Annotated in this window: 10 protein-coding genes; 4 read left to right on the top strand and 6 right to left on the bottom strand. The window is 41.0% G+C overall.

Annotation, left to right across the window (positions count from 1 at the left end; translation table 11 throughout):
* Positions 1-19 precede the first annotated feature (19 nt).
* Positions 20-361: an L-rhamnose mutarotase gene (locus ABJH90_RS08665; RefSeq protein ID WP_348138390.1), complete on the top strand. Its 342-nt coding sequence runs from the start codon at positions 20-22 to the stop codon at positions 359-361.
* Here ABJH90_RS08665 and ABJH90_RS08670 read toward each other — a convergent pair.
* Genes ABJH90_RS08670 through ABJH90_RS08695 form a run of 6 tightly spaced genes read right to left on the bottom strand, consistent with a single transcriptional unit; the run spans position 358 to position 8,961 of the window.
* A complete protein-coding gene (locus tag ABJH90_RS08670) occupies positions 358-3,528 on the bottom strand; it encodes a PVC-type heme-binding CxxCH protein (RefSeq protein WP_348138392.1) in 3,171 nt (1,056 codons plus the stop codon). The two genes, ABJH90_RS08665 and ABJH90_RS08670, sit on opposite strands and share 4 nt — an antisense overlap.
* A gap of 34 nt (positions 3,529-3,562) precedes the next feature.
* Positions 3,563-4,531 carry a Gfo/Idh/MocA family oxidoreductase gene (locus ABJH90_RS08675; RefSeq protein ID WP_348138394.1) on the bottom strand — a complete coding sequence of 323 codons (969 nt, stop codon included), beginning with the start codon at positions 4,529-4,531 and terminating at the stop codon, positions 3,563-3,565.
* Entirely contained in the window at positions 4,528-5,547 is a 1,020-nt protein-coding gene (locus ABJH90_RS08680) for an NAD-dependent epimerase/dehydratase family protein (protein WP_348138396.1), read from the bottom strand. Before ABJH90_RS08680 ends, ABJH90_RS08675 begins: the two co-directional genes overlap by 4 nt.
* Positions 5,548-5,585: 38 nt before the next feature.
* Positions 5,586-6,698 carry an alcohol dehydrogenase catalytic domain-containing protein gene (locus ABJH90_RS08685; protein ID WP_348138398.1) on the bottom strand — a complete coding sequence of 371 codons (1,113 nt, stop codon included), beginning with the start codon at positions 6,696-6,698 and terminating at the stop codon, positions 5,586-5,588.
* A gap of 30 nt (positions 6,699-6,728) precedes the next feature.
* Positions 6,729-7,883, bottom strand: a complete 1,155-nt coding sequence (locus tag ABJH90_RS08690; protein ID WP_348138400.1) for a Gfo/Idh/MocA family oxidoreductase — start codon at positions 7,881-7,883, stop codon at positions 6,729-6,731.
* A 28-nt stretch (positions 7,884-7,911) separates the two neighbouring features.
* Positions 7,912-8,961, bottom strand: a complete 1,050-nt coding sequence (locus tag ABJH90_RS08695; RefSeq protein ID WP_348138402.1) for a TIM barrel protein — start codon at positions 8,959-8,961, stop codon at positions 7,912-7,914.
* Between the two features lie 250 nt (positions 8,962-9,211).
* Here ABJH90_RS08695 and ABJH90_RS08700 point away from each other — a divergent pair, with 250 nt between their 5' ends.
* The 3 genes from ABJH90_RS08700 (at position 9,212) to ABJH90_RS08710 (ending at position 12,521) form a co-directional block, all read left to right on the top strand.
* Complete coding sequence (locus ABJH90_RS08700) at positions 9,212-10,450, top strand: MFS transporter (protein ID WP_348138404.1); 1,239 nt, start codon at positions 9,212-9,214, stop codon at positions 10,448-10,450.
* Positions 10,451-10,541: 91 nt separating this feature from the next.
* Positions 10,542-11,381, top strand: a complete 840-nt coding sequence (locus ABJH90_RS08705) for a sugar phosphate isomerase/epimerase (RefSeq protein ID WP_348138406.1) — start codon at positions 10,542-10,544, stop codon at positions 11,379-11,381.
* 27 nt (positions 11,382-11,408) lie between these two features.
* Positions 11,409-12,521: a hypothetical protein gene (locus ABJH90_RS08710; RefSeq protein ID WP_348138408.1), complete on the top strand. Its 1,113-nt coding sequence runs from the start codon at positions 11,409-11,411 to the stop codon at positions 12,519-12,521.
* The last annotated feature ends 93 nt before the right edge of the window (positions 12,522-12,614 follow it).

Genomic DNA, 12,614 nt, shown 5'->3' on the forward strand with positions numbered 1-12,614 from the left:
AATTAACCAAAATTAAAATATGAGAAAACATTGTCTGGCATTGGATCTTAAAGATGACGATGCACTAATTGCTAAGTACGAGGAGTATCATAATAATGTATGGCCTGAGGTCTTAAACAGTCTTTCAAATTCTGGCATTAACCACATGGAAATCTATCGCCTTGGAAATCGTTTATTTATGATTATAGAAGTTGATGATCATTTTTCATTCGAGAAAAAGGCCAGGATGGATGCCGATAACGACAGAGTGCAGGATTGGGAGGTTTTAATGTGGAATTATCAGCAGGCTTTACCCTTTGCTCAACCTGGTGAAAAGTGGCTATTAATGGATAAAATCTTTGAATTTCAAGCAGATAATTAATTCATTGGATGTACCTTTAAAAGCTCTTCCGCAGAGTAAAAACCTTCTTTATCCTTAATATTATCTCTTACTTCCTTCACTTTTTCGGGTACAATGGCAGATGCTTTATTACCAAAGGCATTTCTTACAAAAGTAAGTACCGAGGCTATTTCTTCATCGTTTAGCATACCGCCAAATGGGGTCATAGGAACCTGCCCCGGATATGTTTTCCCTTGTACATCAATAGGCCCCATAATTCCTTTGAGTGTTAATTTAATAAGACGCTCCTCACTTCCGGTAACCCATTCAACCCCGGCCAATGGTGGAAATTGAGATGCACTTAAACCTTTTCCATCCGGTTGATGGCAGGTAATGCAAAATCCTTCCCTTTTATAGATCTCTTCCCCTTTAACAAACAATTCCCGTTCTTTTCCTTCAAGATCCGTTTTTATACCTTTTGTTTCCGGGTCCTGTCCCATATTATGGTCATTTAAATGTGCCATCGCAGCCTCATAAGGAAGCTTCATCCAATCATCCAGAGGTTTTTGGCCTGCAGCTTCAAGTACAGCCAGGCCAGATTCCTTCTCTAACCATGAAGCTGCCACAAAGGCCTCCAGTCGTACACGTGGATTATCATCCTTAGCCGCAGTCATTAAAAGTTCTGCCTGGTCAGGTATTTGATGACCAGAATATCTCAAAACCCTTACTGCAGCAGCCCTGGCTCTGTAATCCTCTGCATTTAAAAGTTGCCTTAAAAGATCATCATCAATTTGGTTTAACCCCCAACTTACCCATAAGGCCTCCAGGATTTGATGCTCATACCTGCTATCATTTTTATCGAGGTCACCGACCCAACCTTTAATTTTGGCCAATACTTCATCGGAATCCCTGGCACGTAGTTCTCTTCGTGTCCGATAGCGTGTTCTATACTCCGGTAACTTTAAATTATCCAATAGTTCGCCCACCGTGGCATCCTCTATCTTTGCGGGCTCTACCAGGGGTCGTGAAGGATAAGTCATACGATAAATCCTGCCGTGAACATGATCTCTTAACGGATCCCGTGCATTGTGCTGCATATGCCCAACCAACACATTATGCCAATCTATTAAATATAATGACCCATCAGGAGCAAACTCCATATCTACCGGGCGAAAATTAGTATCGTCCGCTGTCACCAAATCCAGCCTATGTTCGCTAGTATATCCAGATGATTCAGGATCGTCTTTCATAGTGTGCTGTTTGGTTCCCAGGAATCCGATAGTGTTATTGATAATCAAATCACCCTGTACCTCATCCGGAAAATGCCTGCTCGAAATAAATTCCAATCCTGAAGTAGGACGAACCCGGTGTTCTTCCTGAATCAGGTTTGAAGGCAAAGGAGAGGCCTGACCATATCTTGGTTTAATAGTTCCAGGCATCATCCAGGTAACATCCGGGCCGGAAGTATGCGCAAAGAAATTTTGTCCCCATTCATCAAAAGCAATACCCCAGGGGTTAGGAATTGGCAATTGTGCAGTCCGCTCCAGGTGGTGCCTTTGTGGACTATAGCGATAAAACCCACCATTGGTAGCACGTACCGGACCATACGCCGTTTCTACATTAGTATGCAAAAATACACCTTCTCCCATATAGATAGCTCCTGATGGATCTGCTGTAAACGCACTGGTTGTATGGTGCGTATCGTGGTCATCAAATCCGCTTAAAATAATTTCTTTCACATCTGCCTTGTCGTCGCCATCTGTATCTTTTAACAACACCAGGTTGGTACCCTGGGATATGTAAACTCCTTCAGGAGCAAATTCAAAACCAATTGTCAGGTGTAGTCCATCCGCAAAGGTGGTTTGTTTATCGGCTTTGCCATCATTATCTGTATCTTCTAAAATTAGCAGTTTATCATTAGGTTTACTATCACCCGGTCTGTAATGGGGATAGCTGGGCATTACCCCCACCCAAAGTCTTCCCCGGTTGTCAAAGGAGAGCTGTACAGGATTAGCGAGGTCAGTAAATTCCTTTTCAGAAGCAAATAATTCCAATTTATAACCCTTGGCCACTTTGATCTTGTCTAACGCATCTTTTCCATACAAATAACCTGCCTCAACATCTCCTTGACCAGGGTCATAATTAGTTTCCACAGGTGGAAGTTTTTTAGTTTTGGCGTCGGCGGCTTCTACATCTGTCTTTTTACCCCTTACAGCCGCCCAAATTGCGGAATCGCGAATGGCGGTCATTTCGCGTATTTTTTCTATTTCAAAGGGGTAGTTAGCGGGTCCAAAAGGATCATAGCGCCTACCAAAGGCATGTACCCCATTGGGCATTTTATAATCGTTGTGCCAATACCAGTTTTTATCAATTACAGCTTCATGTACCAAATTGCGATTCTCCTCAGCCTTGCTTTTGTTTTTCCCAAATATTTGGTCACTCAGTAACTTCGCAAACTTTTGATAGCCCAAATCGCTTAATTGAAATCCGTCTGAAGTAAGTTCTTCAGTTCCCTTTCTAAACCATTCATTACTTGGGTTAAAAGCATCTACAAATAACACACTATCTGCCGTCGCTATTTCCCTCATTGCTTCGGCGTATAAAGACAAATTCCGATTCTCTTTCACACCATTGGGCAGGTCTTTTTGAGCAGATAAGTCTGCAAAAGCTATTGGAGAAACCAGCGCTAACCGTGGTGGTTCTGTACCATTGTACTTTTGTTTCCTGGTATGCTGAATAAAAGCATGCAATTCGGCTTTGTAATTCTCCAGACCCTCCTTGCCCTGAAAGGATTCGTTATATCCAAAAAATGCTATGATAATATCTGCTTTAAGTCTGCTTAACCATTCATCGGGCGTTTCATAATGTCCGATGCTTCCTGATTTCTGGGCATATTCTGTCTGGAATTTTTCAGCGCCAGGAAATGCCCAGGGTGAATTTCGTGCCGAGTGGGGCCTGAATCCGGGAGTGTTACCACCATCACACATATTACGAATGAATAGTAAACTATCCGGGTAGCGCAACTGCATTTCAGTTTCAAAGTGACCAAAATTCATCATCCGTGATCCCAGATTATTACCGATAAGGACTATATGGTCCCCCTTATTAAGGGCCAGGGAATTGTCTTTTTTCTTACAGGAGCCCACAATTAGTGCTAAAATGAGCATTATATACAGTTCTTTGATACCCGTTTTTTTCTTATTCCTCATATTAGTATTGAATAATAAATCTAAAGTTCATATATCAAAAATTCACATGAATCCCTTCCTTTTCAGAACGTTCACATGCTTCTATAATTCTTTGACAAGTAATAGCATCTTCCAAAGTCGAAAGTGGTTCTTCATGGGAGCGTAATACTTTATTAATAAAATGCTTCGCTGTATTTTTTATGGATTCAGGATAACTGTAATAGGTTTGAGAATGCGCCCCTTTGCGTTCGTTTATAACCCAATCGCGATAACTATATCGGGTACTCCCTTTAGTCCCAATTACCTTGATTATGCACGTCCAGGGATCTCCGGCATGGTCGTCATTCGCAAAACTTGCCGATAAATGGCTCAGTGTTCCATTCTCCATTTGAATATTGGCCATAGCCACATTCTCCTGTGGAGCAAGAGTACTGTCCACGGTATGCTTCATACAGGATATGGTCTTAGGTTTTCCTGCAAGATAGAGCATCGTATAACAATGGTGAGTTAATATCTGTCGAATTACACCCGGATAACGTACCCTAATGTCATCAGCATGATGGATGTTATACATCATATAAAATTGGGTGATATCTCCAAGGCTACCATTCTCAATCATGGATTTGGTTCTTAAGATCCCCGATTCATATATGTAATTATGTACCGGCATACATTTTACCCCAGCCTCCAGTACAGCTTTTTGCATTTTTTCCAACTCCTGTATGCTTGATGCAGCTGGTTTTTCAACCAATATATGTTTCCCTGCAATGGCTGCCTTTACGGTATATTCACAATGCGTTTCCATATTGGTAAGGATGAAAACTGCATCTATTTTTTGATCATTAAGCAAATCCTCCACGGAGGAATAGACATTACAATTGTATTGTTTTGCTTTTATTTTTCCTTTTTCGGGAGTTCTGTTCCATAGCCCGGCAAGTTCGGCACCCTGTAGGCCATTAATGGCCTCAGCATGCAGATCGGCTATATCACCTGCTCCAATTAATCCAATTCTTATTGTGTTCATGTGCTTTCTACTGAATATTTCAAAACTCCTTTACGCGCCATCTTCTGGAATTCCTCAAGGGAAATTCGCACCCCTTCGGCAATAGAGGTTAAAGGCAAATTAGTAAACGTCCTTTCAATTTTCTCATGACTTAGATCGTGGGCGAACAAATTTGGTGGTGCCCCCTCGGTAATGGAAAGTTCAGCATACTCACCTACACCAAGATAATTGGCCTGTTCCTTTATAATGCTCAAAAACTCCTCAATAGCAATAGTCTTTCCTTTAATATTAAACGCCTCATAACCCTGAAAAGCCTGCAGAGTACATGCGGCAAAATGTGCACCCACATCTTCTACATAATGGTAATTCTCCCTTCCCTCATATGGCATTTCAAAAGGTATTATATCACCAGCTACAGATCCCATAGCAATAGCCTTTAAGGCATTTGTAGGTGCTGCAGTTTTTCCTTTATCCCTTCCTTTCCCGTAGGTTGTATTAATTCTCAGGCATATTGTGGGTACCTTCGTATTGTCATAAAACAAACGCGCCAGGTGTTCTCCGGCCAGCTTCCAGATTCCGTAGTGATTTGGTGGCATCAACTGGGCGTCTTCTGCAATAGTTGGTTCCGGGTACATGGATCTCATCCCGTAAACGGCAGCGGAACTGGCAAATACAAACCTTTTAAGGTTAGCTAGCTTTTCTGCAGCATCAAAAAGGGCCATAGTACCTCCCGTATTTATTTCCATACCACGAATGTGATATTTGGAACAGTCCGGACTCTGATAAGCCCCCAAATGTATAATATGTGTTGGGTTAACCTCTCTTAGCAGCTCAGATATTGCTTCATAATCTGCAATATCCAGGGTAACAAACTTCAAACGGGCATCGAATTCATCACCCAGCCATAATTTCAAAGTCTCCAGATTACCAGATCTTGCAGCAACTACAATTTTCCCAACTTCCTCCGACTGTAATAATTTAGCTATGGTTACGGAACCAATACAACCCGTACCACCGGTAATGAAAATTGTATGCATATAATATTGTTAGATTATTTGATATTTCTCGATTTAAATCAGTTCATTTTTATAACAGCTTTTACGTTATTCGCCAAAATCGAATCTTCAAAAGCCTGACTTATATCATTAAACGCATAGCGGTTAATATAATGTTCTGATGGGAATATCCCCGTCACCATTAGCTTTTGTGCCACCATATAATCATCCCGGCAGGAACCCATTGAGCCCCTCATATTCAAAGATGTGCGGGTGAGATGTGTAGCATTGATCTCTACATCCTTTGGATAAGTTGCAATTACACAAATGTCACCTTCCGGCCTTACTACTGAAATAGCTTCTGTAAGTACCTGTGGAACACCGGAACATTCAATTAGCAAATCTACTTTTCCATTTATAGCAAAAGGAATAGCATTATTGTCCGTTATACCCTTTGACAATTGAGATTCTAAAGAATTCTCCGGAGAAACAACCAAGGTAATAAATCCACGTTCGGAAGCTTTTTTTAAACGCACATTCAAATCATGGACTATCCCCGTTACAGCTACCCTGGCTCCTGCGGCCCTGGCTAATTCGGCAGACATTAAACCTATTATTCCGCAACCGGTAACTACTACATCCTGTCCGGGTTTTATATTACACTTATTATGGAGTGCGTTGACTATAACAGAAAGTGGCTCAACTAAAGCCCCTTGCTCCGGCGTTAATCCCTCCATTAAGGGTACTACCCGATCTGACTCCAGAATAACCTCTTGCCCAAAACCCCCATTTCTATGAAATCCAATGATTTGTTTGGACGGACATAAATTCCATTTTGCCACGCTGCAGGCCGGACAATCCTCATCCTGACAACCTAGCATGGCTAAAGGTGTGAACACATCTCCTACTTTCACATCACCATGTTCCCCGGGTCCTAATTCCAATATTTCTGCACTAAATTCATGACCAATAATTCTTGGTCGTTCTACCCAATTAAAGTTTGACTTACCCAAGGCGGCGCTATTATCAGAACCGCAAATACCAGTATATAAAGTCCTCGCCCGAATTTCCCCTTCCTTTAATTCAGGTATTTCCATGTCTACAACTGAGGTATTGCTTGTCACTGCAACACCAGAATTAGGCAAAATCTTTTCTGTTCCATGTAGGCAAAACCCCCTTATTGATTCACTCATTATGTTTTATTATTTTATTGCATTAACTCCTCACCAGGAGACACCGGTATCTTTCCAACTTCTTGATTTTGCCGAATCGAGGACTGCCTCACATACTTTTTGTGTTTCCTGTGCTTCCCTGAAAGTTGGCGAGCAAGGAGTTTCATTTTCTAAACTTTTAAAAAAATCTGCTACCTGATGTACAAAGCTATGTTCATATCCTATTGACAAACCGGGTACCCACCATTTATCCATATAGGGCTGATCCCCATCCGTTACATGTATAGAACGCCAACCACGTTCTATTGATTCGTCCCTGTGATCAAAATATTCCAAACGATTCAGGTCATGTAAGTCCCATTTTATTGAAGCATGCTCCCCGTTAATCTCGAAGGTGTAAAGTGCTTTATGACCCCGGGCATATCGAGTAGATTCAAAAAGGCCAAGCGAACCATTATCAAAATGGCAATGGAAGATACATGCATCATCTATATCTACTTTTTGCACCTCCCCTGAGGCAGTATGTACTCTTTCCTTAATAAAAGTCTCGGTTACTGCAGAAACGTCTTTTATTCCGCCATTCAACCACATCGCCGTATCAATACAATGAGCCAAAAGGTCTCCTGTAACCCCTGAACCTGCCGCTTCATTATCTAAGCGCCATAAGCCCTCTCCTCCTTGTGGAAGTTCCGGACTGATCGTCCAATCCTGCAGAAAGTTAGCACGATAATGAAATATTTTGCCCAGTTTTCCAGAATCAATAAGTTGCTTGGCCAGAGTTACAGCTGGAACCCGGCGATAATTGTACCAAACTGTATTGTTGACTCTTGCTTTTTCAACGGCATCTACCATAGGTTGTGCTTCTGCAACTGTTCTGGCCAGTGGTTTTTCACAAAGCACCATCTTTCCCGCCTCCGCAGCGGCTATAGCTATTTGTGCATGCATGTTGTTAGGAGTGCAGATATCCACGGCATCAATATCATCCCTCGCAATTAATACCTTCCAATCAGTTTCAACAGATTCGTATCCCCATTGCTCTGCAAATACTTTTACACGTTCTTTATTTCGTGCACAAACTGCTTTGAGAACAGGGCGATATTCCAATTCCGGAAAGAAGTCCCCTACCCTTTTATAGGCATTAGAATGGGTTCTCCCCATAAATCCGTACCCGATTAATCCTATTCTGATTTGTTTCTTACTTCCCATTTTTAGTACTGTAGTATTTGATTAGCAATTAAACAGATTCATACCAGCCATGCTGTTCACGAACTTTTATCATGGCACCCAAAACATCATTCCAGGTTTTAGGCTGCATCATCACTTCATTGGGAAACATACAACCATCCCAACATATATGCCTGATTTTTTTAGTCAGAGTTCCATCCTCATTTCTTAACCAGTGCCCCGCGTCAACAGGAATGTTCAACTTCCCTTTTGGATCGGAAGCCTGACAGTGCCTACCGGTTTTATCATGAGATCCGGCGCCAAAAACAGTACCATCATTTTGAGCAACATGAAAATCTATAGTCCATGGTCTAAGTGCAGCGGTAAGTGTTTTAAGACCTTCGGTTAAAGTGTCTCTGTCTTCCCATTTAAAGTCCTCTGGCAAGATTCTTTCATCGGGTTTATTATACCCTAAAAGATATAAAAGGGTATGTGCCATATCTGCCTGAAATCCAATATTAGGTCTGTTCACAGCCTCAAGAGTATTTAACATAGATTTCCAACCATGCATCCCACCCCAGCAAATCTCACCTTCCGCGGCAAGAGATTCCCCAAAGTCAGCTGCAACATCACAGGCCTCGCGGAACGTCTGAGCAATTAGTTTTGTATTACCCACAGGATCTGCAGCCCATGTCTCCGGATCAATAGATGAATCTATTCGTATAATTCCATTGGGCCTTACGCCAATTTCTCTTAGTTTCTGTCCAATTATACAGGATTTTCTAACCTGAGTTACAAATTGAGCTCTTTCGTCTTTAGTGCCCATTGCAGAACCTCCACCGGTGGGGGTCCAGACAGGAGCCACCAAACTTCCTATTTCAAGGTTTTTTGAAAAGGCTTTATCGGCCATTTTTTTTATTTCATCTTCCGATGCATCAATATTCATATGCGGATCGAAAAGAAAAAGGTCAAATCCATCAAATTTAACACCATTGACCTCAGCATTTGCTGTGAGCTCTATCATGGTATCAATAGCAATTGGTGGTTCAGAATCTGGACCTTTCCCTACAACACCCGGCCAGGATGCATTGTGTAGTTTAGGATAATTGTTTTGTTGCATGCTTTTACTTATTTGTTCTTTTTGTGATTTCCGCTTTCTTAAAAGCGGGCGACAGTATTTTGTCCTAAATTAGCTAAAAATCAATTATCAATAAAATTTATCAATTGGACAAGAATCTAAGGGATTTTTCAGAGATTAGATAAGACATTTGCAAATTAATTATGATTTTAGCAAAAAAGACATTAATCTTATAAATTCAAACTAACTCTTTTTCAATACTCTTAGTTTGTAAATAAACCAAAACCAACAAATGGAAAACACTACAAACGCCCCCCCAATTAATTCTCAACGACTTTTTTATGGTAGTTGTTTTGCCTTAATCACTACCGCTTTATCTTTTAGTATAAGAGCCGGTATTCTACCACAACTAGGTGAAGAATTAAGTTTATCGGCTGAACAATTGGGTTTTATTAACTCAATGTGGTTTTTAGGTTTTCCCATCTCAATGGTAATTGGTGGATTGATATATCATAGTGTAGGTGGAAAACGAATTATGCAATTTGCCTTTTTCGCCCATGCGGTTGGCGTAATTATGACCATTTATTCGGGCAGTTATACAGGTCTATTAATATCCACCTTGCTAATCGGGTTGGGTAACGGTTGTACAGAGGCGGCTTGTAATCCAATGATCGCTGATGCCTATCAGAGTAACAGGATAAGTAAAATGTTGAACAGATTTCATATGTGGTTTCCCGGCGGTATTGTTATAGGAAGTCTGGCTTCCAAATTTATGACCGATGCCGGTTTCGGATGGGAATCCCAGATTTGGATTATTATGATACCTACAATAATTTATGCTTATTTATTCTTTGGACAAACCTGGCCAAAAGCCAAAATGCGTGAGGCAGCCTCTATTGCAGGTAATTTTAAGGCAATGTTCTCACCTTTATTTGTTTTTATGATGGTGTGTATGGCCTTTACCGCAATAACGGAGTTTGGCCCGCAACAATGGGTTGGACTTATCTTATCCAAAAGTGGGGCGCATCCTATGTTGATATTAGCTTTAATAACCGGACTAATGGCAGTTGCAAGGTATTTTGGAGGTACAATAGTTAAAAAATTCCATCAAAAGGGTGTTCTGCTTGGATCTTCGATTTTAGCAACGATTGGTCTTTATCTTTTTAGTACGCAAACTGGCGGAATGGCCTATGTTGCTGCTGTAATTTTTGCGTTGGGAATTGCCTATTTCTGGCCTAATATGATTGGTTTTACAGCTACCAAAATTCCAAAAAGCGGAGCTCTTGGTATGTCAGTTATTGGAGCCGTCGGTATGTTTTCAACTTCTATCTTTCAGCCAATTATAGGCAACTGGATCGATTCTGACAGGGCCGAAGTGGCTGCCAGAGGACTTAAAGGCGATGAACTGGAGTTAATAGCCGGGCAGGAAACCCTGGGAACAATGGTGATTTTTCCAGCAATCCTTATCGTATTATTTACCATCTTATGGTTCTGGATGAAATACCGGAAGAATGAACCCGTGTTAGCGTAGGCATTAATTTGTTACTAACTTTAACAGGAAACTGTAGTCGCCGATATTGAATGTGGTTTTCTTTCTGAACGACGTCTATAAATTTTATGTAATGAAAATTGGAATGAACATGTTGCTCTGGACCAATCATGTTACAGATCAACACTATGACATAATCGATACTTTAAAAGAAACCGGCTATGATGGGATTGAATTATTCTTAGGTGAAGGAAATGAACAACACTATTCAAAGCTCGGTAATCATTTCTCCGATATCGCAATGGGAGTTACTTGTGTTGCCTCCCTGGCCCCTGAAGAAAATATTGCCAGTCCCGATCAGAAAACACGTAATGCAGGCTTGGATAAGTTAAAATGGTCTATCGACATGGGAGCAGCGCTCAATGCAGAGGTTATTTGTGGCCCATTCCATTCAAGCTTTGCCTATTTTACCCGCCAGCCCCCTAAGGAGGAAGAAAGGCAATGGAGTATTGAAATGTTGCAAAAAGCAGCGGAATATGCAGGGGAGGCTGAGATTATTCTTGCGCCGGAAGCATTGAACAGATTTGAATGTTATCTCTACAACACCATGGCCGGTTTAAAGACTTTAGTCGAGCAAGTAAATCATCCGAGTCTTGGAGCCATGTACGACACACACCACAGTAACATTGAAGAGAAAAGTCAGGCTGAAGCAATTGAGACAATCGCTCCGTATTTGAGGCATGTGCATATTAGTGAAAATGACCGGGGCACCCCAGGTAGCGGACAGGTAAACTGGGATGAAGTATTCAGAAGCTTAAAGGAAATTGATTATCAGGGCTGGCTTACTATTGAGGCTTTTAGTACTATAATTCCAGAATTTGCCAATGCCATTAATGTCTGGCGAGATTATTCGCCAATGGAGGAAGTGTACACCAAAGGATATTCTTTTATTAAAAAAAGTATGGAAGACTGATAACCACTTCGCACTTAAACTCAACGCATGAAAAAAGTAATAGTTCTATTATTTGGTTGTCTTTTGATAATGGCTTGCGGCCAAAAAAAAGAACAAAAAAGTTCAGAAAAGGCAGATGTAGGCCCAAAACAATGGCTCACATTTAATGCAGAAACAAAAGAAGCCAAACATGTGGTTTTAATTTCCGGAGATGAGGAATATAGATCTGAAGAGGCCTTACCACAGCTGGCCAAAATTTTATCTAAAAGACATGGTTTCAGGTGTACCGTACTTTTTGCCCAGGATCCTTCAAAACCAGGAATCATCAATGCCAATTATGTCAAAAATATTCCAGGTCTGGAATCATTGAATACAGCAGACCTTATGATAATTTTTACAAGATTTAGGGCCCTCCCGGATGAACAAATGCAAATCATAGATAGTTATTTACATAGTGGAAGACCCGTAATAGGAATCAGAACGGCTACCCATGCCTTTAATTTTGATCCGGAATCCACTTCTAATTTTAAACATTATAGTAACGGGTATGCCGGCGACAAAAAAGAGTGGGCAGACGGATTTGGGCGCCTTGTTTTAGGAGAAAAATGGATTTCACATCACGGGCATCATAAACATCAAAGTACAAGAGGAGTAATATCGGAAGTAGGTAAAACACATCCAATCATAAACGGGATTGAAGATAGCGATATCTGGGGACCCACAGATGTTTACGGAGTTCGACTACCTCTTCCCGGGGATTCACAGCCCATTATCTTAGGAGAAGTTATGGAGCGAGAAGGCGAGTTCAATGAGGAAGACCTCTTTTATGGAATGCGACCTACGGATAGTATTGCAGCTACAACCAATGATAATGGAGTGCTACTTAATGATCCCATGATGCCTATTGCCTGGACAAAAAGTTATCAGATACCGGGGGGGAAGGAAGGTCAGGCATTCACATCTACTATTGGGGCAGCAAGTGATTTGTTAAATGAAGGCACACGTAGACTATTAGTAAATGCGGTCTACTGGAGTATGAATATGACCATACCCGCAAAAGCAGATGTAGACCTTGTTGGCGATTTTAAACCGACAGCTTATGAATTCAGAGATGATGAATACTGGCTCCAAAAACAGTTAAAGGTCGAAGACTTGGAATAAATGTATAATCTTAGCCGGAATCACAATAGGATATAAGAAAATTGAGATTTGTATCTTTTATCAATTAGCAATGTTCTTTTAGCTTTTAATAAT

The sequence above is a fragment of the Eudoraea sp. genome (assembly GCF_039969275.1).
Taxonomy (GTDB): domain Bacteria; phylum Bacteroidota; class Bacteroidia; order Flavobacteriales; family Flavobacteriaceae; genus Eudoraea.

Coding starts and splice junctions, on each gene's coding strand:
- ABJH90_RS08665 (WP_348138390.1), top strand. CDS start 20: ATGAGAAAACATTGTCTGGCATTGGATCTTAAAGATGACGATGCACTA.
- ABJH90_RS08670 (WP_348138392.1), bottom strand. CDS start 3,528: ATGAGGAATAAGAAAAAAACGGGTATCAAAGAACTGTATATAATGCTC.
- ABJH90_RS08675 (WP_348138394.1), bottom strand. CDS start 4,531: ATGAACACAATAAGAATTGGATTAATTGGAGCAGGTGATATAGCCGAT.
- ABJH90_RS08680 (WP_348138396.1), bottom strand. CDS start 5,547: ATGCATACAATTTTCATTACCGGTGGTACGGGTTGTATTGGTTCCGTA.
- ABJH90_RS08685 (WP_348138398.1), bottom strand. CDS start 6,698: ATGAGTGAATCAATAAGGGGGTTTTGCCTACATGGAACAGAAAAGATT.
- ABJH90_RS08690 (WP_348138400.1), bottom strand. CDS start 7,883: ATGGGAAGTAAGAAACAAATCAGAATAGGATTAATCGGGTACGGATTT.
- ABJH90_RS08695 (WP_348138402.1), bottom strand. CDS start 8,961: ATGCAACAAAACAATTATCCTAAACTACACAATGCATCCTGGCCGGGT.
- ABJH90_RS08700 (WP_348138404.1), top strand. CDS start 9,212: ATGGAAAACACTACAAACGCCCCCCCAATTAATTCTCAACGACTTTTT.
- ABJH90_RS08705 (WP_348138406.1), top strand. CDS start 10,542: ATGAAAATTGGAATGAACATGTTGCTCTGGACCAATCATGTTACAGAT.
- ABJH90_RS08710 (WP_348138408.1), top strand. CDS start 11,409: ATGAAAAAAGTAATAGTTCTATTATTTGGTTGTCTTTTGATAATGGCT.